The organism is Aeromonas sp. s1(2024), assembly GCF_040908005.1.
GTDB lineage: Bacteria > Pseudomonadota > Gammaproteobacteria > Enterobacterales > Aeromonadaceae > Aeromonas > Aeromonas caviae.
This window is the reverse complement of sequence record NZ_JBFOCW010000005.1, coordinates 34,611-55,659: the sequence shown is the minus strand read 5'-3', so window position 1 is coordinate 55,659 and position 21,049 is coordinate 34,611. Positions and strand designations below refer to the sequence as shown.

The 21,049-nt window shown below is 60.7% G+C and carries 22 protein-coding genes; 18 read left to right on the top strand and 4 right to left on the bottom strand.

The annotated features are described in order from the left end of the window. Positions 1-11: 11 nt before the first annotated feature. On the bottom strand, positions 12-578 hold the full coding sequence (ahpC, locus tag AB5Y70_RS01460) for an alkyl hydroperoxide reductase subunit C (RefSeq protein WP_010675074.1): 567 nt from the start codon (positions 576-578) through the stop codon (positions 12-14). Positions 579-1,207: 629 nt separating this feature from the next. Next, a complete protein-coding gene (locus AB5Y70_RS01455) occupies positions 1,208-1,654 on the bottom strand; it encodes a CBS domain-containing protein (protein ID WP_010675073.1) in 447 nt (148 codons plus the stop codon). Between the two features lie 211 nt (positions 1,655-1,865). On the opposite strand from AB5Y70_RS01455, the gene queA reads away from it, so the two are divergent. The 7 genes from queA (at position 1,866) to nlpI (ending at position 8,895) form a co-directional block, all read left to right on the top strand. Next, positions 1,866-2,933: a tRNA preQ1(34) S-adenosylmethionine ribosyltransferase-isomerase QueA gene (gene queA / locus AB5Y70_RS01450; protein WP_010675072.1), complete on the top strand. Its 1,068-nt coding sequence runs from the start codon at positions 1,866-1,868 to the stop codon at positions 2,931-2,933. 118 nt (positions 2,934-3,051) lie between these two features. Continuing rightward, on the top strand, positions 3,052-4,188 hold the full coding sequence (gene tgt / locus AB5Y70_RS01445) for a tRNA guanosine(34) transglycosylase Tgt (protein ID WP_010675071.1): 1,137 nt from the start codon (positions 3,052-3,054) through the stop codon (positions 4,186-4,188). A gap of 50 nt (positions 4,189-4,238) precedes the next feature. Beyond that, complete coding sequence (yajC, locus tag AB5Y70_RS01440; protein WP_010675070.1) at positions 4,239-4,574, top strand: preprotein translocase subunit YajC; 336 nt, start codon at positions 4,239-4,241, stop codon at positions 4,572-4,574. A gap of 18 nt (positions 4,575-4,592) precedes the next feature. Then, entirely contained in the window at positions 4,593-6,446 is a 1,854-nt protein-coding gene (gene secD, locus AB5Y70_RS01435) for a protein translocase subunit SecD (protein ID WP_029314697.1), read from the top strand. A 9-nt stretch (positions 6,447-6,455) separates the two neighbouring features. Continuing rightward, the gene (gene secF / locus AB5Y70_RS01430; RefSeq protein WP_010675068.1) at positions 6,456-7,403 is read left to right on the top strand and encodes a protein translocase subunit SecF; all 948 of its coding nucleotides are present in this window, start codon (positions 6,456-6,458) and stop codon (positions 7,401-7,403) included. 100 nt (positions 7,404-7,503) lie between these two features. Then, positions 7,504-7,872, top strand: coding sequence for a rhodanese-like domain-containing protein (locus AB5Y70_RS01425; RefSeq protein ID WP_010675067.1), 369 nt, complete (start codon positions 7,504-7,506; stop codon positions 7,870-7,872). Positions 7,873-7,962: 90 nt separating this feature from the next. Continuing rightward, on the top strand, positions 7,963-8,895 hold the full coding sequence (gene nlpI / locus AB5Y70_RS01420) for a lipoprotein NlpI (RefSeq protein ID WP_280520777.1): 933 nt from the start codon (positions 7,963-7,965) through the stop codon (positions 8,893-8,895). 75 nt (positions 8,896-8,970) lie between these two features. Here the strand turns inward: nlpI and AB5Y70_RS01415 are convergent, their stop codons facing one another. Next, positions 8,971-9,843, bottom strand: coding sequence for a U32 family peptidase (locus AB5Y70_RS01415; RefSeq protein WP_010675065.1), 873 nt, complete (start codon positions 9,841-9,843; stop codon positions 8,971-8,973). A gap of 12 nt (positions 9,844-9,855) precedes the next feature. Next, a complete protein-coding gene (locus tag AB5Y70_RS01410; protein ID WP_010675064.1) occupies positions 9,856-10,851 on the bottom strand; it encodes a peptidase U32 family protein in 996 nt (331 codons plus the stop codon). A gap of 188 nt (positions 10,852-11,039) precedes the next feature. Between AB5Y70_RS01410 and AB5Y70_RS01405 the strand changes: the two genes are divergently transcribed. From AB5Y70_RS01405 to pepB (AB5Y70_RS01355), 11 genes are all read left to right on the top strand, one after another. Further along, entirely contained in the window at positions 11,040-11,552 is a 513-nt protein-coding gene (locus AB5Y70_RS01405; RefSeq protein WP_029314693.1) for an SCP2 domain-containing protein, read from the top strand. 190 nt (positions 11,553-11,742) lie between these two features. Continuing rightward, positions 11,743-12,477, top strand: coding sequence for a tRNA (cytosine(32)/uridine(32)-2'-O)-methyltransferase TrmJ (trmJ, locus tag AB5Y70_RS01400; protein WP_010675062.1), 735 nt, complete (start codon positions 11,743-11,745; stop codon positions 12,475-12,477). 93 nt (positions 12,478-12,570) lie between these two features. After that, a complete protein-coding gene (iscR, locus tag AB5Y70_RS01395; RefSeq protein ID WP_025327241.1) occupies positions 12,571-13,074 on the top strand; it encodes a Fe-S cluster assembly transcriptional regulator IscR in 504 nt (167 codons plus the stop codon). Positions 13,075-13,126: 52 nt separating this feature from the next. Beyond that, positions 13,127-14,341 carry an IscS subfamily cysteine desulfurase gene (locus AB5Y70_RS01390; RefSeq protein ID WP_010675060.1) on the top strand — a complete coding sequence of 405 codons (1,215 nt, stop codon included), beginning with the start codon at positions 13,127-13,129 and terminating at the stop codon, positions 14,339-14,341. A gap of 54 nt (positions 14,342-14,395) precedes the next feature. After that, positions 14,396-14,779, top strand: a complete 384-nt coding sequence (iscU, locus tag AB5Y70_RS01385; RefSeq protein ID WP_010675059.1) for a Fe-S cluster assembly scaffold IscU — start codon at positions 14,396-14,398, stop codon at positions 14,777-14,779. A gap of 15 nt (positions 14,780-14,794) precedes the next feature. Continuing rightward, positions 14,795-15,118, top strand: coding sequence for an iron-sulfur cluster assembly protein IscA (iscA, locus tag AB5Y70_RS01380; protein WP_010675058.1), 324 nt, complete (start codon positions 14,795-14,797; stop codon positions 15,116-15,118). 190 nt (positions 15,119-15,308) lie between these two features. Then, complete coding sequence (gene hscB / locus AB5Y70_RS01375) at positions 15,309-15,827, top strand: co-chaperone HscB (protein WP_010675057.1); 519 nt, start codon at positions 15,309-15,311, stop codon at positions 15,825-15,827. A 28-nt stretch (positions 15,828-15,855) separates the two neighbouring features. After that, a complete protein-coding gene (gene hscA / locus AB5Y70_RS01370) occupies positions 15,856-17,703 on the top strand; it encodes a Fe-S protein assembly chaperone HscA (protein ID WP_010675056.1) in 1,848 nt (615 codons plus the stop codon). A gap of 1 nt (position 17,704) precedes the next feature. Beyond that, a complete protein-coding gene (fdx, locus tag AB5Y70_RS01365) occupies positions 17,705-18,043 on the top strand; it encodes an ISC system 2Fe-2S type ferredoxin (RefSeq protein ID WP_005299781.1) in 339 nt (112 codons plus the stop codon). A 157-nt stretch (positions 18,044-18,200) separates the two neighbouring features. Further along, on the top strand, positions 18,201-19,502 hold the full coding sequence (gene pepB / locus AB5Y70_RS01360) for an aminopeptidase PepB (protein WP_010675055.1): 1,302 nt from the start codon (positions 18,201-18,203) through the stop codon (positions 19,500-19,502). Continuing rightward, on the top strand, positions 19,499-20,782 hold the full coding sequence (pepB, locus tag AB5Y70_RS01355) for an aminopeptidase PepB (protein ID WP_010675054.1): 1,284 nt from the start codon (positions 19,499-19,501) through the stop codon (positions 20,780-20,782). Before pepB (AB5Y70_RS01360) ends, pepB (AB5Y70_RS01355) begins: the two co-directional genes overlap by 4 nt. The last annotated feature ends 267 nt before the right edge of the window (positions 20,783-21,049 follow it).

Here is a 21,049-nt window from a genome sequence, read left to right as displayed (position 1 = left end):
AGCGGGGAGGCTTAGATTTTGCCTACCAGATCCAGGGACGGGGCCAGGGTGGCGTCGCCTTCTTTCCACTTGGCCGGGCACACTTCACCCGGGTGGGAAGCAACGTACTGGGCAGCCTTGACCTTGCGCAGCAGTTCCAGTGCGTCACGGCCGATGCCGCCAGCGTTGATTTCAACGATCTGGATGACCCCTTGCGGGTCGATGACGAAGGTACCGCGGTCAGCCAGGCCAGCTTCTTCGATCATCACGCCGAAGTTGCGGGTGATGGTGCCGGTGGGGTCGCCGATCATCGGGTACTGGATCTTCTGGATGGTGTCAGAAGTGTCGTGCCAGGCCTTGTGGGTGAAGTGGGTGTCGGTGGAGACGGCGTAGATCTCGACGCCCAGCTTCTGGAATTCGGCGTAGTTGTCGGCCAGGTCGCCCAGCTCGGTCGGGCAGACGAAGGTGAAATCAGCCGGGTAGAAGAACACCACGGACCACTTGCCTTTCAGGTCAGCGTCAGACACCTGAACGAATTTGCCATTGTGGTAGGCGGTGGCGTTGAACGGCTTGATTTCAGTGTTGATGTAGGTAGACATGTATTTGCTCCTTGGTGATGTACATATGCCTGTCTGGTGTTGAAGAGTCGTGCCAGACGAGGCGCTTAACTTTCGATGGAGTCATCATAGTGACTTTTTCTAATCGGTCAAAGCCACAATTTTGAATCACATAAATCTATTTATTAGATAGACCATCACAACTGTACCTAACATGAATATCTCAGGCCTTCGGAGATAACTCATTGTCGAAGTTCAATTTCTGTCCTGCATGTCACATTTTCAAGGGCTGGGCCGGATTTGTTTTCATTGCGTGAGCAGAGAAGGGGGCAGACGAGGCGGCGCAGTAGAAAAAAGAGGGATAAAAAAATCCCGGCGCAGTCGCACAGACAGGGCCGGGTCATCAAACAAGGAATGGCGATAAATATGCTTTACAGCAAAGACTAACTACGGGGTGTGCAAACTTGCAGACATATGAAGAGAAGATGGCGGGTGCACAATCCTCATCTCCTCTTCGGCAACCATTGCATAGTGGGCATCATAGTGTGATGAATGTCACAACGCAAGTTTTGTGGTGTAATTTTACAGTCAAATTGAAAGTGTTTCACTTAAATAGCCGTTAAATTAGGCTTAAAACGCTTTTATTGTAATTTTATTACAGAATTTTAAGATCAAAAGTCGGTTGGGGGCTCCTGCTCCTCCATCAGCTCCAGCAGATTGATGGCCACGGCGATGAAGTCCGACTCGGTGACGATGCCAACCAGCTTGCGCCCCTTGAGTACCGGCAGACAGCCATATTTGTGGCGCTGCAGATACAGGGCCGCCTCCTTGATGCCGGCGTGGGGATCCACGCTCGCCACCTGACGAGTCATGATCTCGTCGAGCTGGACGCTGTCGGTGAACTCCGCCTCCCGCTCGGGGTTGATCAGCAGCAGCTTGGATTCACGGGTGGCCAGGATGTCCGAGAGGGTGACCAGACCAAGCAGATGCTGGTGTTCATCGACGATGGGAACGTGACGGATCCGCTCCTGCTGCATCAGCTCCATCGCCTGCTTGACGCTGTTTTCCGGACCCAGGGTAAAGGGGTGTTCAGTCATGATCTCGGAGAGGGTCATCATGGTGGGCCTCCTTGTGTGTCTGCTTCCACCCTAGCCCAGCCCCCGTCGCCAGAACATGATCGGGGTCAATACAAAACCTTAAAGGTTTTTTAACGGGCCCAGCCTCACAAAATGGCCCGCTATCCCTTGTCTTCCTTGGGTTTTTAGTCTTTTGGGTTGCCTTGGAAGAGGGGGATAACTAGACTAGCCGCCGATTCCCCCGAGGTGAAAGATGCAAGTATCCGATTTTCATTTTGATCTGCCAGACGAGCTGATTGCCCGCTATCCCATGGCGGAGCGTACCGCTAGCCGCCTGCTGCAGCTCGATGGTCAAACCGGCGCCCTGCGCCACGGTCATTTTGTCGATGTGCTTGACCAGCTCAACCCCGGCGATCTGCTGGTGTTCAACAATACCCGTGTCATTCCGGCCCGCATGTTTGGCCAGAAGGCCAGCGGCGGCAAGCTGGAGGTGTTGGTGGAGCGCATTCTGGACGAGCACAGCGTGCTGGCGCACGTCCGCTCGTCCAAGTCCCCCAAGCCAGGTACCCGCCTCCTTCTGGATGGCGGTGCCGACGGCGTGCCCGTCGAGGCCGAGATGCGTGCCCGTCACGACGCTCTGTTCGAGATCCACTTCCTGGACCCGCGCCCTGTGCTGACCATTCTGGATGCCATCGGCCATATGCCGCTGCCTCCCTATATCGACCGTCCCGACGAGGATGCCGACAAGGAGCGCTACCAGACCGTCTACAACCAGAAGCCGGGTGCCGTGGCGGCGCCGACCGCCGGTCTGCACTTCGACGAGCCGCTGCTCGAGCAGATCCGTGCCAAGGGCGTGGAGATGGCCTTCGTGACCCTGCACGTGGGGGCGGGCACCTTCCAGCCGGTGCGCGTCGACAAGATTGAAGATCACCACATGCACTCGGAATACGCCGAAGTGCCCCAGGAGGTGGTGGATGCCATCGCGGCGACCCGCGCCCGCGGCGGTCGGGTGGTTGCGGTGGGGACCACGTCGGTGCGATCCCTCGAGAGTGCGGCCAAGGCGACCCTGGCCCAGGGCAAGCCGCTGGCGCCCTTCTTCAATGACACCGACATCTTCATCTTCCCCGGTTACGAGTTCCAGGTGGTCGATGCCATGATCACCAACTTCCACCTGCCCGAATCCACCCTGATCATGCTGGTCAGCGCCTTTGCCGGCTATGACAACGTGATGGCCGCCTATCAGGCCGCCGTGGCGGGACAGTACCGTTTCTTCAGCTACGGGGACGCCATGTTCGTCACCCGTCGCCGGGTGCAGGGTTAAGCCTTGCCCTTCAGAAGTCGTTCAGGCTCTGCTTGTCAGTATGCCGGCCGGCTTCATATTACCGGGCCCCTCGGGCCCTTTGTTGTCAGACTGTTTCTCTGACTGAATAGAGGTAGCAATGAAATTTGAATTGAAAACCACCGATGGGCGTGCCCGTCGCGGTCAACTGGTGTTCGAGCGTGGCGTGGTCCAGACCCCGGCCTTCATGCCGGTCGGCACCTACGGCACCGTCAAGGGGATGACACCGGAAGAGGTGCGTGAGACCGGTGCCCAGATCCTGCTTGGCAACACCTTCCACCTCTGGCTGCGCCCGGGTCAGGAAGTGATGCGCGCCCACGGCGATCTGCACGACTTCATGAACTGGCAGGGGCCCATCCTGACCGACTCCGGTGGTTTCCAGGTGTTCAGTCTGGGGCACATCCGCAAGATCACCGAGGAGGGGGTGCACTTCCGTCATCCCATCAACGGCGAGAAGATCTTCCTCGACCCCGAGAAGTCCATGGAGATCCAGTACGATCTGGGTTCCGACATCGTGATGATCTTCGACGAGTGCACCCCGTACCCGGCCACTTACGAGGAAGCGCGCAAGTCCATGGAGATGTCCCTGCGCTGGGCCAAGCGTTCCCGTGACAAGTTCGATGCACTCGGCAACAAGAACGCCCTGTTCGGCATCATCCAGGGTTCTGTCTACGAACCGCTGCGGGATGTGTCGCTGGACGGTCTCCTTGAGATCGGCTTCGACGGTTACGCGGTCGGCGGTCTTGCCGTGGGTGAGCCCAAAGAGGACATGCATCGCATCCTTGACCATGTCTGCCCGAAAATTCCGGCCGACAAGCCGCGCTACCTGATGGGGGTGGGCAAGCCGGAGGATCTGGTGGAAGGGGTGCGCCGCGGTATCGACATGTTCGACTGCGTGATGCCGACCCGCAACGCCCGCAACGGTCATCTCTTTACCACCGATGGCGTGGTCAAGATCCGCAACGCCAAGTACCGGGAAGACACCAGCACCCTGGATGCGGACTGCGATTGCTACACCTGCAAGAACTACACCCGTAGCTATCTGTACCATCTGGACAAGTGCAACGAGATCCTCGGTGCCCGTCTGAATACCATCCACAACCTGCGTTATTACCAGCGCGTGATGCAGGGTTTGCGGGACGCGATCGAGCAGGGTAAATTAGACGACTTTGTAACTGAGTTTTACCGTCGGCAAGGGAAGCCTGTGCCTCCACTGGCTGAAAATGACGTGAAATAACAACGACATATAAGTTAGTATTCAAATCTACATCAATAAGAGGTTGTTAAATGAGCATTATCTCCAAGGCGTATGCAGAAGGCGCGGCTCCGGCAGCACAGGGTGGTGGCATGGAAATGATCATCATGCTGGCCGTGTTCGGTCTCATCTTCTACTTCATGATCTACCGTCCCCAGGCCAAGCGTGCCAAGGAGCATCGCAATCTGATGAGCTCCCTCTCCAAGGGCGACGAAGTGCTCACTTCCGGTGGCCTGGTCGGCAAGATCGCCAAGGTTTCCGCCGACAGCGACTACATTGTGCTGGCCCTGAACGATCAGACCCAGGTCACCATCAAGCGTGACTTCGTCTCTGCCGTTCTGCCCAAGGGTTCTATCCAGTCCCTCTAATCTCCCGAGGAGCACAGCGTGTTAAATCGCTATCCGCTGTGGAAATACCTGATGGTGATCGTCGTGATCGCCATCGGTTTTCTATATGCAGCCCCCAATCTTTACGGCGAAGACCCGGCCTTGCAGGTCTCTGCCAGCCGTGGTGCCGAAGTCAAACTAGAAACCCTCGATCAGGTGAAGGAAACCCTCGACGAGGCGAAGATCCCGGTCAAGCATGCGGCGTTCGAGCACGGCTTCATCCTGATCCGTTTCAACAACACCGAAGACCAGCTCAAGGCGCGCGACATCGTGGCCAACAAGCTGGGCGACAATTTCATCACCGCCCTCAACCTGGCACCGTCGACCCCCGCCTGGCTTGAGGCCATCGGCGCGGCGCCCCTGAAGCTCGGTCTTGACCTGCGGGGCGGTGTGCACTTCCTGATGGAAGTGGACATGGCCGAAGCGCTGGCCAAGCAGCAGGAACAGATGGTGCAGGATTTCCGCGCCGAGCTGCGCACCCAGAAGATCCGCTACTCCGGTGTACGCCGGGTCGGGGATCAGGTGCAGGTGGTCTTCCGTGACGAGGCCGATCAGGCCAAGGCACTCTCCTTCCTGCGTCGCCAGAATGCGGATCTTGTCTTCACCACCGACCAGAAAGGGGATGACTTCATCCTGCTGGCCAGTCTGAGCGAAGCCAAGGTCAAAGAGGTGAAGAAGTATGCCCTCGAGCAGAACATCACCATCATCCGCAACCGGGTGAACGAACTGGGTGTGGCCGAGCCGTTGGTCCAGCAGCAGGGCGGCGAGCGTATCATCGTCGAGCTGCCGGGGATCCAGGACACCGCCCGTGCCAAGGAGATCCTGGGGGCCACCGCGACCCTGGAGTTCCACATGGTCGATGAGGCTGCCGATATCCAGGCCGCTGCCGCAGGCCGCGTGCCGCCGAGCTCCAAGGTCTACAACGATCGCAACGGTCGTCCCGTGGTACTGCAAAAGCGCGTGATCCTGACCGGTGACCACATCGTGGGTGCCCAGTCCGGTTTCGATGAATACAGCCGTCCCCAGGTCAACATCAAGCTCGATGGTCAGGGTGGCAACAAGATGGCCAACTTTACCAAGGACAACGTTGGCAAGGGCATGGCGACCGTCTTCATCGAGTACAAGCCGGTGGGGCAGCCTGGTCCGGACGGCAAGCGCAAGTTCCGCAAGCAGGAGGAGGTGATCAACGTCGCCACCATCCAGTCTCGCCTGGGTAGCCAGTTCCGCATCACCGGGATCGACAACGCCAACGAAGCCCACAACCTGGCGCTGCTGCTGCGTGCCGGTGCCCTGATTGCCCCCATCCAGATCGTCGAAGAGCGCACCATAGGCCCGAGCCTGGGTCAGCAGAACATCGACAGCGGGATGGAAGCCATCGGCTGGGCCATGCTGGTGATCGTGCTCTTCATGGGGATCTACTACCGTGCCTTCGGCTGGGTGGCCAATCTGGCGCTGACCATGAACCTGGTGCTCATCGTCGGTATCATGTCGATGATCCCGGGGGCCACCATGACCCTGCCGGGCATCGCCGGTATCGTGTTGACGCTGGGGATGGCGGTGGATGCGAACGTGCTGATCTACGAGCGTATTCGTGAAGAGATCCGCAATGGTCGCGGGGTGCAGCAAGCCATTCACCTGGGCTTTGATCGCGCCTTCTCCACCATCGCCGACTCCAACATCACCTCGCTCATCACCTGCGTGATCCTGTTCGGTATCGGTACCGGTGCCATCAAGGGCTTCGCCCTGACCCTCGGGATCGGCCTGACGGCGTCCATGTTCACTGCCATCACGGTATCCCGCGCCATCATCAACCTGGCCTGGGGTGGACGGCGCATCGACAAGCTGCCGATCTAAGGAAGAGACATGTTTCAAATTCTACATTTTGAAAAGCCCATCCCCTTCATGCGTTTCGCCAAGCTGGGTATGGTCCTCTCTGCTCTGGTAACGGTGCTCGCCCTCTACGTTCTGTACGATCGTGGCCTGAACTGGGGGCTGGACTTCACCGGCGGTACCACCATCGAGGTGGGGTTCCAGCAGTCGGTGAGCCTGGACAAGATGCACGAGGCGCTGGATCAGCAGAAGATTGACGGGGCGACCCTGCAGTTCTTCGGCTCCAGCCGTGATGTGCTGGTGCGCATGGCCCCCCAAGAGGGCGTCAAGGTCGAGCAGCAGGGCAACGAGGTCCTGGCGGCCGCCAAGCTGGTCGACGAGAGCGCCGTGCTCAAGCGTGTCGAGTTCGTCGGTCCCTCCGTGGGTGACGAGCTGGCCACCGACGGTGCCCTGGCCATGCTGGCCTCCATCATCTGTATCCTGATCTACGTGGCGGTGCGCTTCGAGTGGCGTCTGGCCACGGGGGGCATCCTCTCCCTGGCTCACGACGTGATCATCACCCTCGGCATCTTCGCCTACTTCCAGTACGAGTTCGACCTGACCGTGCTGGCGGCGCTGATGACGCTGGTGGGGTACTCCCTGAACGACACCATCGTCGTGTTCGACCGGGTGCGGGAGAATTTCCGCAAGGTACGCCGTGGGGACACCGCGGAGATCATGGATCTCTCCATGACCGAGACCCTGAGCCGGACCATCATCACCTCGGGGTTGACCTTCGTGGTGGTGGTGGCGCTGCTGCTCAAAGGCGGGCCTCTGATCCACGGTTTCTCCATCGCCATGGTGATCGGGGTGGCCTTCGGGACCTACTCCTCCATCTATGTGGCGAGCGCCTCAGCCATGTTCCTCGGGATCAAGCGGGAGCACATGCTGCCGACCCAGGTGGAAAAAGAGGGCGCGGATCAGCAAGAGATCCTGCCGTAACAGACAAGGGCGCCGCAAGGCGCTCTTTCTCTTGTGGCCGGGGTGAGTCATGATGCTCCCCACAACCCAGCATCCATTACCCAAAGCAAGGAGCAAGCCCATGCAACACAATCCCCGTTTTCTGGCCCTGGTAGAGGTCATCCGCCCGCAGGTGCAGGAAACCGATGTGCACCAGATCAAGCGCTGGCAGGATGAGGGCCGAGCATTTCATCTGATCGACGTGCGCGAAGAGAGCGAGTGGGCCAGGGGCCATCTGCCGGGGGCCACCTATCTCGGGCGCGGGGTGATAGAGCGTGACATCGAGACCCGGTATCCGGATCCCGACACCGAACTCTACCTCTATTGTGGTGGGGGATTTCGCTCCATCCTGGTGGCGGATAACCTGCAGAAGATGGGTTATTCCCGGGTCGTCAGCGTCGATGGAGGCTTTCGCGGCTGGAGCGATGCCGGATACCCTGTCGAATCCTGATTTATTTGAGGGAGAGGGGCTGCGCCACATGACAAACGGCCCCGTGATCTTTACCATATGCGGGGTCAAGCGTAAGCGTCGGAGTGTTCATTGAACGTCAGGATAGGGATTGGATACCTCACGGGTATCCTGTTGTTGCTCCCCTTGTGGGGTTGCAGCAGTAGCAGTCAGGTAAAAGCGCCTCAAGTTCCCAAGCCGCAACCCGCTTCACTGGTATTGGCGACCCCCTTGCAGGTCTCCTACCAGAGCGAGTTGGCGTTGGCGCGACTCGGGCAGATGCTCAGTGAAATGGAATTGACGACCGAACAGCGGGCAGAACTCTTCTATGAGCGTGCCGTGGTGTTTGACCGGGTGGGCTTGCGTTCCCTGGCGCGACTCGACTTCAACCGCGCCCTGCGGGAGAAGCCGGATTTTGCCGAGGCCTACAACTTCATCGGTGTCTATCTGGTTCAACAGCAGAACTACGACGAGGCCTATGAGGCGTTCGACTCCGCTCTGGAGCTCGCCCCGGATTACGACTACGCCTATCTCAACCGGGGAATCGCGCTCTATTACGGCAATCGCCCCGAGCTTGCCGCGGCGGATATGAAGCGCTTCTACGAGGCGCAACCAGAAGACCCTTATCGGGTGATCTGGCTCTATCTGGCCGAGCAGAAGCTCAACGGACCGGCGGCCATGAGCCGGATGCGCGAGCGGCTCAACAAATATGACGACGACGCCTGGAACTGGGATCTGGTGCGCCTCTATACGGGCGACATCAATGCCACCCAGTTGATGAGCAACGTGGTGAAAGGGGTCAAGGACAACAGGGAGCTCGCCGAGCGCCTGTGCGAGACCTACTTCTACCTCGGCAAGTTCGAGCTGGCCAAGGGTAACCGCAAGGAAGCCATCAGCTACTTCAAGCTGGCGCTGGCCAACAACGTCTATGACTTCATCGAGCATCGCTATGCCTTGCTGGAGCTGGAACTGATGGCGCGCAAGCCCCAGCCACCCGGAGCCCAGGGCAAGAGCGGCAAAGCGTGACTAAACGGGTTTGAACCCCATGAAAAAGGCCTCTTGACGAGGCCTTTTTGCTGTCTGGTGACACGGGTTGTACCGCTACTCCACCAGGCTCATGCCGGGGATCTGGCGCCAGTAACCGTTGCAGTCCCGCTCCTGCTGCAGGGGCAGGGGGGCCATCCCCTGTTCGTTGGCCTTGAAGCGCTCCAGCATCGTCAGGGTCTCCATGCCTTCGGGCGAGAGGCGCACCACATCCACCAGCCCCTCCATCCCCTTGAGCTCGTTGCCCAGGTTGTAGCAGTAACCGGACTGAGTCTGGATGCCGTTGAGGTTGAACACCTTCTGCCCCTCGCGGCTGCTGGCAAGTCGGCCGGTGGGGTAGTGGATGCAGGCCAGTTCGCAGTTGTCCTTGGGCCGGTCGAGGGAGCGGGCGGTGAAGCAGCGTGCCGAGTAGGCGAGCGGCAGATGACCATAGGCGAACACCTCCACCTCGAACTGCTGGCGCTCCCTGCCCAGATCCTGATTGAGCTGCATCAGCCAGTCGCGGGAGAGCTCCACCGGCATCACCCAGCGCTGCATTCCCTGTTTGAGCAGCATGCGCAGCACGTCGGCGTTGTAGGCGTTGATGGCGGGGCCGCAGACGAACGGCAGCCCGGCTTCACTGGCGAGCTGGACGGCCCCCAGATCGTTGGCCTCGATCATCAGCGCGCCGTTGTCGACCAGCCGCTTGACCTCCTTGAGCTCGGAGGGGGCAGAGATCAGCGCCAGCGTGGAGAGCACCGCCTGCCTGCCGGAGCCCGCCACCTGACGGGCGAGGGCAATCCAGTCATCCACTTTCAGTTCGCGCCGCTTGCTGCAGACGGTTTCCCCCAGATAGACGATGTCGGCCTGGCTGGCGGCGGCCGCCTGATAGAAGGCCTGGGTGTCGGCCTTGGGCCAGTAGAAGAGCAGGGGGCCGAGAGAGAATTTCATGAACAGGGCTCCTTATTGCCACTGGCGATGATAGGCACCGAGGGTGGTCTGGCTCCCCTCGGAGACGCGGGCGAGCTGGGCATCCCACTCAGCCTTGACTTGATAGGCCTCGGGGTTGGCCTGATAGGCGTCGATGGCGGCGCGCCAGACCCGGGTCACCTGCTCCACATAGGCGGGGCTGCGCTGGCGCCCCTCGATCTTGACCGACTGGATGCCGGTCTGGAACAGCTCGGGCAACAGGCCGAGGGTGTTGAGGCTGGTGGGCTCCTCCAGCGCGTGATAGGTCTGGCCATCCACCTCGAAGCGGCCCTTGCACAGGGTCGGGTAGCCGGCATTTTCCCCCGGGCCGTAACGATCGATCAGCACCTCGTTGAGGCGGGATTCGAGGCCGCTCGGGGTCTCCTCCCAGCGTACGAACTTGGCCGGTGAGCAGGCGCCGACGGTGTTGGGGCTCTCGCCGGTCATGTAGGAGGAGAGGTAGCAGCGCCCCTCCGCCATGATGCAGAGGCTGCCGAAGGCGAACACCTCAAGGCCGACGTCGGTCTCGCGGGCCAGCTGCCTGACCTGATGCATGGAGAGCACCCTCGGCAGCACCACCCGGCCGACGTTGAAGTGCTGCTGGTAGAAGCGGATGGCAGCGGCGTTGGTGGCGCTGGCCTGGACCGAGACATGCAGCTCCATGTCGGGATGGCGGCGGCTGGCATAATCGAGCACGGCGAGATCGGCGATGATCAGGGCATCGGCACCGAGCGCCACCCCTTTGTCCACGGCCTGCTTCCAACGGGCATCGGAGCCCGGGTGGGCAAAGGTATTGATGGCGATGTGCAGCTTGCGGCCATGCTGGTGGACATAGTCAACCGCTCTTTCCAGCTTGCTGTCGGTGAAGTTGAGCCCGGCGAAATGGCGGGCGTTGGTGTCATCCTTGAAGCCGATGTAGACCGCATCGGCCCCGTTATCCACGGCTGTCTTCAGTGCCGGCAGGCTGCCTGCCGGGCAGAGTAATTCCATCGGGTACGCTCCGAGAGGGCAAAAATGCAAAGTGGCCCGATTGTATTCATGCTTGCCCTCCCGCTTTTTGACCTGAGGCAGCTTTAGGTGGCTTTACCCTTCTTGAGGTAAGTGGACACAAGTTTGATTTTCAACAGGATCTTGCCGAAGGGGCTGTGCTTGAATGCGCAAAAAACTGGGAGTTTATCGTGTTTCAACATCTGCAACGTCGCCTGGTCGAACAGGCACCCCGTCTCTTGCGCCACCCCCTCAAGCTGGTGCCCTTCCCGCTGCAACAAAACCTGATGGAGGCCCTGCTGGGCAGGGTGTTCCGGGAGGCCATCGAAGAGGGGGAATTTGCGTTTCTTGCGGGCAAGTGGCTGAAAGTGGAAGTCAGCGATCTGGGGCTATGCTGGTTTATCAGCGAGCGGGAGGGAAAACTGGTGGTGGCAAGGAAGTGTGAGCACGCCGATGTCTGTTTCAGCGGCAATAGCCAGGATCTTGTTCTGATCGCCGGGCGCCGTGAAGACCCGGATTCCCTCTTCTTCCAGCGCCGGCTGAAGATAGAGGGGGATACCGAGTTGGGCCTGGAGGTGAAAAATCTGATGGACAGCCTGGATCTGGACGGGCTGGGATTGATGAAATACCCCTTGATGGATCTGGCGACCTTTATCGAGCGGGCCCGCGAGACGCACGTGCCCACTGCCGCGACAATGAGCTGAGCCGTTTTCTTGCCCGAGTGCTGCGGAACAGGTGAACTTGAGCCGCAGTACCCCACTGTCAGCGTGACCACGCAGGGTGGGGATGTATCATCTGCCTGTTTGTGCAGAAATGCCTGGTCGGAAGCGGTGCCAAAATAGCGATTGGTTATGTTACAATTGCGCGCCATTTTTGACTGAAGATTGACTGGGCATGTTGGATCAGATTCGTATCGTGTTGGTAAACACCTCTCACACCGGCAACATGGGATCCGCGGCGCGGGCCATGAAGACCATGGGGCTGACTCAACTGGTGCTGGTCGATCCCCAGGCCCAGCCTGATGAGGAGGCCGTCGCCCTGGCGGCGGGGGCCAGCGATATCCTGGCTCGCGCCCGAATCGTGCCGACCCTGGACGAGGCCATTGCCGACTGTGGTCTGGTCATCGGCACCAGTGCCCGTTCCCGGACCTTGAGCTGGCCCATGCTGGATCCCCGTGAAGCGGGCGAGAAGCTGGTTGCCGAGGGCATGGAGCACCCGGTCGCGCTGGTGTTTGGCCGTGAACGCGCCGGCCTCACCAATGACGAACTGCAAAAATGCCACTTCCATGTGGCCATTCCCGCCAATCCAGAATACAGCTCCCTCAATCTGGCCATGGCAGTGCAGACCCTTTGTTACGAGGTGCGGATGCGCTGGCTGGAAGTACAGAACCAGGAGCATTCGGCCCCGGAGGATGAGCGGGTCGAGTACCCCAGCGCCCAGCAACTGGAAGGGTTTTATCAGCATCTGGAGCAGACGCTGCAAAAGACGGGGTTCATTGCCGATGACCATCCAGGCCATGTGATGAGCAAACTGCGTCGTCTGTTCAATCGGGCCAGACCCGAAGCGGTGGAGTTGAACATCCTGCGGGGCATTCTCACCTCTGTCCAGAAGTCCAGGGCACAGGATTAATCCCGACTGATTTACTCAAGCATATACTTGACTGATTTAGTCGGGTATGTGACCATATGCCACATATTGATTGGTTCGCAAACGGTAAGGCATATGAGACTGACCTCAAAAGGACGTTACGCGGTGACAGCCATGCTCGACGTGGCGTTGCATGCAGAGCAGGGGCCTGTGCCCCTGGCTGATATTTCAGAGCGCCAGGGCATCTCCTTGTCCTATCTGGAACAACTGTTTGCCCGTCTGCGCAAGCATGGTCTGGTGAGCAGCGTACGTGGTCCCGGTGGCGGCTATCGCCTCGGTCTGGCCCCTGGCGAGATCTCGGTCGGTCAGGTGATCACCGCGGTCGATGAATCGGTCGATGCGACCAAGTGCCTCGGCAAAGGGGGCTGCCACGGTGGTACCCAGTGCCTGACCCACTCTTTGTGGCGGGATCTGAGCGAGCGCATCTCCAGCTTCTTGGGGGATATCACCCTGGCCGAGCTGGTTGGTCAGGCCGATGTGCGCCGTATCGCCGGCAAGCAAGATGAACAAATGAAGACCGTGTTGTCCCTGGTTGATCGGGCCGAACGCGGTGATGTGAGCTTGAAAGTCCAACTATAAACGTGCTTTCCACGACGAGTCGCTGTGTGACCCCGTCGTAACGGAGAAAAAGATGAAACTGCCTATTTACCTTGATTATTCGGCAACCTGTCCGGTGGACCCGCGTGTCGCAGAAAAAATGATGCAGTGCCTCACCATGGACGGCCTGTTCGGCAACCCAGCCTCCCGTTCCCACCGTTTCGGCTGGCAGGCCGAAGAGGCGGTGGATCTGGCCCGTAATCAAGTGGCAGAGCTGATCGGCGCGGACCCGCGCGAGATCGTCTTTACCTCCGGTGCGACCGAGTCCAACAACCTGGCCATCAAGGGCATCGCCCATTTCTACGCCGGCAAGGGCAAGCACATCGTCACCTCCAAGACCGAGCACAAAGCCGTGCTGGATACCTGCCGCCAACTTGAGCGGGAAGGCTATGAGGTGACCTACCTCGAGCCCATGCCCAATGGCCTGTTCACTCTAGAGCAGATCGAAGGCGCCCTGCGTGATGACACCATCCTGGTCAGCATCATGCACGCCAACAACGAGATCGGGGTGGTGCAAGACATTGCTGCCATCGGCGAGCTGTGCCGTTCCCGCAAGATCCTGCTGCACGTGGACGCCGTCCAGAGCGTGGGCAAGATCCCGGTCGACGTGGAAGCGCTCAAGGTTGATCTGCTCTCCATGTCCGCCCACAAGGTATACGGCCCGAAAGGCATTGGCGCCCTGTATGTGCGCCGCAAGCCCCGTGTTCGTCTGGAAGCCCAAATGCACGGCGGTGGCCACGAGCGCGGCATGCGCTCCGGTACCCTGGCAACCCACCAGATCGTCGGCATGGGGGAAGCCTTCCGCATCGCCAAGGAAGAGATGGCGAGCGAGAGCCAGCACATCATGGCCCTGCGCCAGCGTCTGTGGGATGGCATCAAGAACATCGAAGAAGTCTATATCAACGGGGATCTGGATCAGCGTGTACCGGGTAACCTGAACGTCAGCTTCGCCTATGTGGAAGGGGAGTCCCTCATCATGGCACTGAAGGATCTGGCGGTCTCTTCCGGTTCTGCCTGTACCTCGGCCAGCCTGGAACCTTCCTACGTGCTGCGCGCCCTGGGTCTGAACGACGAGCTGGCACACAGCTCCATCCGTTTCAGCATCGGTCGCTTCACCACCGAAGAAGAGATCGACTACGCAATCAAGCTCATCTGCGACTCCATCGGTCGTCTGCGCGAGATGTCCCCCCTGTGGGAGATGTTCAAGGATGGCGTCGATCTGAACACGGTCGAATGGGCACATCACTGATCCTTGCCAGCATGGCAAGGGTCTGGTGAACAACGGAATTAGCAGGAGTTAGATATGGCTTACAGTGAAAAAGTAATCGACCACTACGAGAATCCCCGCAACGTCGGTGGTTTTGACAAGAACGATCCCAGCGTCGCCACCGGCATGGTCGGTGCACCGGCCTGTGGTGACGTCATGAAGCTGCAACTGAAGATCAGCGACGATGGCATCATCGAAGATGCCAAGTTCAAGACCTACGGCTGTGGTTCCGCCATCGCCTCCAGCTCCCTGGTGACCGAGTGGGTCAAGGGCAAGACCCTGGACGAAGCGGCCGGTATCAAGAACACCGACATCGCCGAAGAGCTGGCGCTGCCGCCGGTGAAGATCCACTGCTCCATTCTGGCGGAGGATGCCATCAAGGCCGCCATCGCCGATTACAAGCAGAAGAAAGGTCTTTAAGGTCCGGAGAGCAGTATGGCCATAACCATGACAGATGCCGCAGCGGCGCGGGTTTCCTCCTTCATGATCAACCGGGGCAAGGGTATCGGCCTGCGCCTCGGCGTCAAGACGACCGGCTGTTCTGGCCTTGCCTATGTGCTCGAGTTCGTGGATGAGCTGGCTGCCGAGGATCAGGTGTTCGAGCAGAAAGGCGTCAAGATCATCGTGGATGCCAAGAGCCTGATCCACCTGGATGGCACCGAGCTGGACTTCGTGAAGGAAGGCCTCAACGAGGGCTTCCAGTTCAACAACCCGAATGCCAAGGGCGAATGTGGTTGTGGCGAAAGCTTCAGCGTGTAAGTGGTTCGATTGACCGATCGCCCATGTTTGCAACGCCTCGCAGCCACAAGGGTGAGCCCTGTTGCGGCGAGTCTCTTGTGATCAACACCTTGCTCATCAACACAGTGGTGTGGACGCCAGTCCATGCCACTGCTTTCAAGTTCAAGACGAGTGTGGTTGCACTCCCAGCGCTATTGTCTGAGGACGAAGGATGAATCATTTCGAGCTGTTCGGGCTGGCTGAGGGCTTCGAGCTCGATACTCGCCAACTGGCTGACACCTATCGTCAGCTGCAGACCCAGTTCCATCCCGATCGTTTTGCGACTGCCCCCGAGCGGGAGCAGCTTGCTGCCGTGCAGCGTGCTGCCCAGATCAACGATGCGTTTACTACCCTCAAGGCCCCCTTGCGCCGAGCCGAGTACCTGCTCTCCTTGCGGGGCACCGATATTCGCGGCGAGCAGCAGACACTGCAAGATCCTGCCTTTCTGATGCAACAGCTGGAGTGGCGAGAGCGGCTGGCTGATCTCAAGGGCGATGCCGACCCTGAGGGGGCCATCAAGGATTTTCGCCAGGAGATCAGGCATGATCACCAGGCGTTGATGCAACGGCTGACCGACTCTCTCACCAGGGGTGAGGATCTGCAGGCGGCGGATTGCGTTCGCAAGCTCAAATTTGTCGACAAGCTCCTCGAGGAGCTGGAACGATTCGAAGACTCGCTGTTCGAGTCTTGACCCTCTAACGCAGGAATTGTGATTACCCATGGCATTACTGCAAATTGCCGAGCCAGGCCAGAGCGCCGCACCTCACCAGCATAAACGTGCCGTCGGCATCGATCTTGGCACCACCAACTCCTTGGTCGCCGCCGTGCGCAGCGGCCAGGCCGACACCCTCTGTGACGAGCAGGGGCGTGATCTGCTGCCTTCCGTGGTCCATTACCAGGCCGATACCATCCGGGTTGGCTTCGATGCCAAGCGTGAGGCGGCCCTCGATCCCCACAACACCATCGTCTCGGTCAAGCGGATGATGGGCAAGGCGCTGGCCGACATCGATACCCGCCAGCAGCCTTACGAGTTCGTGGCTACCGAGACGGGCATGCCCCAGTTGCGGACCCGCCAGGGGCTGGTCAATCCGGTGCAGGTCTCGGCCGAGATCCTGAAAAAACTGGCCGAGCGCGGTGCCGCGTCCCTCGGGGGAGATCTCGACGGCGTGGTCATCACGGTGCCCGCCTATTTTGACGATGCCCAGCGTCAGGGTACCAAGGACGCGGCCAGACTGGCCGGTCTGCACGTACTGCGGTTGCTCAACGAACCCACGGCGGCCGCCATCGCCTATGGCCTCGACTCAGGCCAGGAAGGGGTGATCGCCGTCTATGACCTGGGTGGCGGAACCTTCGATATCTCCATCCTGCGCCTGCATCGCGGGGTGTTTGAGGTGATGGCCACCGGTGGCGACTCGGCACTCGGTGGTGACGATTTCGACCATCTGCTGGCGGACTGGCTCAAAGAGCAAGCCGGGTTGTCCGGTCAGCTCGATGCCCGTACCCAGCGCGAGTTGCTGGATGCGGCGGCCAGCATCAAGCACGGCCTCACCGATGCCGATGCCGTTGTCTGCGCCTTTGCCGGCTGGCAGGGTACCGTCACCCGCAGCCAGTTTGACGAGCTGATCCAGCCCCTGGTCAAACGCACCCTGCAGGCCTGTCGGCGCGCCCTGCGCGATGCGGGTCTCGAGCAGGAAGAGGTACTGGAAGTGGTGATGGTCGGCGGCTCGACCCGGGTGCCGCTGGTGCGCGAGCGGGTGGGCGAGTTCTTCGGCCGCACGCCATTGACCAGCATCGACCCCGACAAGGTGGTGGCCATCGGTGCCGCCATCCAGGCCGACATCCTGGTGGGCAACAAGCCTGATGCCGAGATGCTGCTGCTGGACGTCATCCCGCTTTCCTTAGGGTTAGAGACCATGGGCGGCCTTGCCGAGAAGGTGATCCCGCGCAATACCACCATTCCGGTGGCCCGCGCCCAGGAGTTCACCACCTTCAAGGATGGCCAGACCGCGATGGCGATCCACGTGGTGCAGGGGGAGCGCGAGCTGGTGGCGGATTGCCGCTCCCTGGCCCGCTTCACCCTGACCGGCATTCCGCCCATGGCGGCCGGCGCCGCCCATATTCGCGTCACCTTCCAGGTGGATGCGGACGGTCTGCTGTCGGTCAGCGCCATGGAGAAATCCTCCGGCGTGCAGGCCGAGATCCAGGTCAAGCCCTCCTACGGGCTGGGTGAGGATGACATCCTCAACATGCTGAGCGCCTCCATCGCCAATGCCCAGCAGGACATGGACGCCCGCATGCTGGCGGAGCAGCAGGTCGAGGCCGACCGGGTGGTTGAGAGCCTCAACGCCGCCCTGGCCGCCGATGGCGAGGCGTTGCTGAGCCCCACCGAGCGGGCCGAGCTGGATGCCGCCATCGCCCATCTGCTGACTATGCGCAGCACGGGCACCACCAATCAGATCAAAGAGGCCATCGAGGCGGCGGACGCTGCCAGTGGCGAATTTGCAGCCCGCCGGATGGATGCCTCCATCCGCAAGGTACTGACCGGACAAAACGTCAACAAGGTGTGATATGCCAAAACTGATTATTCTGCCCCATCCCGAGCTCTGTCCGGACGGCGCGGCCCTCGAAGGTGCGACCGGTGAAACCATTCTGGATATCGCGCTGCGCAACGGCATCGAGATCGAGCACGCTTGCGAGAAGTCCTGTGCTTGTACTACCTGCCATTGCGTGGTGCGGGAAGGGTTCGACTCCCTCGAGCCGAGCGACGAGCTGGAAGACGACATGCTGGACAAGGCGTGGGGGCTGGAGCCGGAATCCCGTCTCAGCTGCCAGGCCAGACTGGCGGATGAGGATCTGGTGGTGGAACTGCCCAAGTACACCCTGAATCTGGCGTCCGAGCGCCACTGATGACCCCTTAATTACACATGAGTGAATTGCGCGTGCAGCATCTCATGGTGCAGTAATGATATGGTGAAGGCCGTGACCCTTGAGGGAGCGGCCTTTTTTGTGCCCGTGATTTCCCTATTCGTTGATGAAAGTGCCAATAAAAAGGAAGCAAGAGAACATGGCTGACATGATGAACGTAAGGTTGTCGTCCCAGGCTGCCGCCGCCCACTGGGGCGAGGGTGCCCTGCTCAGTTTCAACGGCGACGAGGCCCATCTCCATCTGGCCGCTGGCCAGGAGAAGGAGGCGCTGCGCGCCATCCAGCGCGGGGCCAGACGCCTCGAGTCGAGCGGCATCAAGCGCGTCAAACTGGTGGGTGAGGGCTGGAATGGGGAGCGTCGCTACGCCTTTGCCCAGGGCTTCTATGCCGCCAAGGGGGATCGCGAGCTCGATTTCGGCGAGCAGAGCGATCAGGAGGCTGCCGAGCTGGCTGCTTTGCTCAAAGCGACCCGCTGGGTGCGCGAGGTGACCAACGGCTGCCCGGAAGCCATCTACCCCATGAGCCTGGCGGAGTCCGCTCTGCTGCTCATTCGCAGCCTCGGCGGTGACAAGGTGACCGCCCGCATCACCGCTGGCGAAGCCTTGCGTGAATCGGGTCATATCGGGGTCTGGTCGGTGGGCCGTGGCAGCGAGCGCGAGCCGGTGCTGCTGGAGCTCGACTACAACCCGACCGGGGATGCCAACGCCCCTGTGGTCGCGGCGCTGGTGGGCAAGGGGATCACCTTCGATTCCGGCGGCTACTCCATGAAGTCCTCCGACAACATGCTGCCGATGAAGTCCGACATGGGCGGCGCCGCCATGGTGACCGGCGCCCTGGCGCTGGCCATCAGCCGTGGCCTGAACAAGCGGGTCAAGCTCATCCTCTGCTGCGCCGAGAACCTGGTCTCCGGCCACGCCTTCAAGCTCGGCGACATCCTCACTTATCGCAACGGCATCTCGGTCGAGATCCAGAATACCGACGCGGAAGGTCGCCTGGTGCTGGCAGACGGCCTGCTGGCCGCCAGCGAAAGCGGGGCTGCCTACATCCTCGACGCTGCTACCCTGACCGGCGCCGCCAAGACCGCGCTGGGCCGCGACTACAATGCCGTGTTTGCCCTCGATGAGGCGGAGCAGGTGCGCGCGCTGGCTGCCGCCAACGCTGAAAACGAGAAGGCCTGGCCGCTGCCGCTCGAACCCTGGCACGCAGGCCAGCTCACCTCGGCCTTTGCCGAGCTGGGTAATGTGGCGTCCGCAGAAGGTACTGCCGGCGCCACCACGGCAGCGGCGTTCCTGTCGCGCTTCGTCCGTGACGAAGGCAAGGGCTGGGTGCACCTGGACCTGGCCGCTTCCTATCAGAAGTCGGGCAATGAGCTCTGGGCGACCGGGGCCAAGGGCCATGGTCTTCGCACGATTGCCCGCTGGCTGCAGGAGGTGTGCGCATGAACGTCTGGTTGAGCCGAGAGTTTGCACCGGCCGAGTGGGGGGAGGGGGCGCTGCTCTCCCACCGTGCCGACGGCATGGTGATCCATCTGGTGAGCGCCACTCCCTTGCTGGATATCCAGCAGGCGGCGCGGCGCCTGTGTAGCCAGGGGATCCAGCAGGTTGTCCTGGCTGGCCACTGGGAGCGCGAGCAGCAGTGGGCCTTTGCCCAGGGGCTGCAGACGCCCAAGGCGGAAGTGGGGTTGCAGTGGGCCACTTCGTCCGAGGAGGACAGGGAGGAGCTGGAGGCTCGCTGGCTGTGCGGGCGCTGGGTGCGGGAGATGACCAACGCCACCCCGGAGCAGCTGGGGCCGCTGGAGCTGGCGGTCGAAGCCGCCGCCTTCCTCACCGAGCTGGCACCGGACCGGATCAGCCATCGCATCCTCAAGGGAGAGGCGCTGCAACAGGCGGGCTGGGTCGGTCTCTATCAAGTGGGTCGTGGCAGTGACCGCGAGCCCGTGATGCTGGAGCTGGATTTCAATCCGGGCAAGGATCCCAAGGCGCCGGTAGCGGCCGCCCTGGTGGGCAAGGGGATCACCTTCGATTCCGGCGGCTACTCCATGAAAACCTCCCAGGGCATGCTGACCATGAAACACGACATGGGCGGTGCCGCCATCGTCACCGGCGCGCTGGCGCTGGCCATTCTGCGTGGCCTCGACAAGCGGGTGAAGCTCATCCTCTGCTGCGCCGAGAACCTGGTATCCGGCCATGCCTACAAGCTGGGTGACATCCTCACCTACAAGAACGGCACCACGGTGGAGGTGGTCAATACCGACGCCGAAGGGCGTCTGATCCTGGCCGACGGCTTGCAACTGGCCGGCGAGTCTGGTGCGCCGCTCATCATCGACGCCGCCACCCTCACCGGGGCGGCCGTGATGGCGCTGGGGGGGCGTTACAACGCCCTGTTTGGACTGGACAAGGGGCTGGTGAGCCGCGCCATGGCCTATTCGGATGCGGAGCAGGAGCCAGCATGGCCGCTGCCGCTGGAGCCCTGGCATCGCCAGCAGTGCCCGTCCCACTATGCCGACACCGCCAACAGCCGCCCCGTGCCGGGCGGCGGACCGGGGGGAGCCTCCAATGCGGCAGGCTTCCTCTCCCGCTTTGTCCCTGATGAGGGAAGAGGCTGGCTGCATGTCGATCTCGCCGCCTGCTTCAGCGAGAACGGCGACAGTCTGTGGGCGCCCGGGGCCAATACCCTGGGGATGCGCACCATCGCCCATACCCTGATGGCGGAGGCGCGCTGAGTCAGTGAACGGCATCACAAGGGCACCTCAGGGGGCCCTTTCCAGTGCTGCTTTGCTGAGCAATTGATACGGTTTTGAGGCATTAGCATGCCGATCGTGCGCAAGCGCACATTTTTTCTCTCTACCCTGGCACAAGATGAGTCACCATGTTGTTTCAAGGATTCTTTTGTTTAACAAAAAGTTGATTTTTTGTGTGTTATTTCGTTTTTTGTTTACGTATAATCGCCGCCGAACATGGATTCCTACAATAAAACTCTGTAGTTAAGG

Excerpts from the sequence above, each read along its gene's own strand:
- ahpC (WP_010675074.1), bottom strand. The coding sequence starts at position 578 with ATGTCTACCTACATCAACACTGAAATCAAGCCGTTCAACGCCACCGCC.
- AB5Y70_RS01455 (WP_010675073.1), bottom strand. The coding sequence starts at position 1,654 with ATGATGACCCTCTCCGAGATCATGACTGAACACCCCTTTACCCTGGGT.
- queA (WP_010675072.1), top strand. The coding sequence starts at position 1,866 with ATGCAAGTATCCGATTTTCATTTTGATCTGCCAGACGAGCTGATTGCC.
- tgt (WP_010675071.1), top strand. The coding sequence starts at position 3,052 with ATGAAATTTGAATTGAAAACCACCGATGGGCGTGCCCGTCGCGGTCAA.
- yajC (WP_010675070.1), top strand. The coding sequence starts at position 4,239 with ATGAGCATTATCTCCAAGGCGTATGCAGAAGGCGCGGCTCCGGCAGCA.
- secF (WP_010675068.1), top strand. The coding sequence starts at position 6,456 with ATGTTTCAAATTCTACATTTTGAAAAGCCCATCCCCTTCATGCGTTTC.
- AB5Y70_RS01425 (WP_010675067.1), top strand. The coding sequence starts at position 7,504 with ATGCAACACAATCCCCGTTTTCTGGCCCTGGTAGAGGTCATCCGCCCG.
- AB5Y70_RS01415 (WP_010675065.1), bottom strand. The coding sequence starts at position 9,843 with ATGAAATTCTCTCTCGGCCCCCTGCTCTTCTACTGGCCCAAGGCCGAC.
- AB5Y70_RS01410 (WP_010675064.1), bottom strand. The coding sequence starts at position 10,851 with ATGGAATTACTCTGCCCGGCAGGCAGCCTGCCGGCACTGAAGACAGCC.
- trmJ (WP_010675062.1), top strand. The coding sequence starts at position 11,743 with ATGTTGGATCAGATTCGTATCGTGTTGGTAAACACCTCTCACACCGGC.
- iscR (WP_025327241.1), top strand. The coding sequence starts at position 12,571 with ATGAGACTGACCTCAAAAGGACGTTACGCGGTGACAGCCATGCTCGAC.
- AB5Y70_RS01390 (WP_010675060.1), top strand. The coding sequence starts at position 13,127 with ATGAAACTGCCTATTTACCTTGATTATTCGGCAACCTGTCCGGTGGAC.
- iscU (WP_010675059.1), top strand. The coding sequence starts at position 14,396 with ATGGCTTACAGTGAAAAAGTAATCGACCACTACGAGAATCCCCGCAAC.
- iscA (WP_010675058.1), top strand. The coding sequence starts at position 14,795 with ATGGCCATAACCATGACAGATGCCGCAGCGGCGCGGGTTTCCTCCTTC.
- hscB (WP_010675057.1), top strand. The coding sequence starts at position 15,309 with ATGAATCATTTCGAGCTGTTCGGGCTGGCTGAGGGCTTCGAGCTCGAT.
- hscA (WP_010675056.1), top strand. The coding sequence starts at position 15,856 with ATGGCATTACTGCAAATTGCCGAGCCAGGCCAGAGCGCCGCACCTCAC.
- fdx (WP_005299781.1), top strand. The coding sequence starts at position 17,705 with ATGCCAAAACTGATTATTCTGCCCCATCCCGAGCTCTGTCCGGACGGC.
- pepB (WP_010675055.1), top strand. The coding sequence starts at position 18,201 with ATGGCTGACATGATGAACGTAAGGTTGTCGTCCCAGGCTGCCGCCGCC.
- pepB (WP_010675054.1), top strand. The coding sequence starts at position 19,499 with ATGAACGTCTGGTTGAGCCGAGAGTTTGCACCGGCCGAGTGGGGGGAG.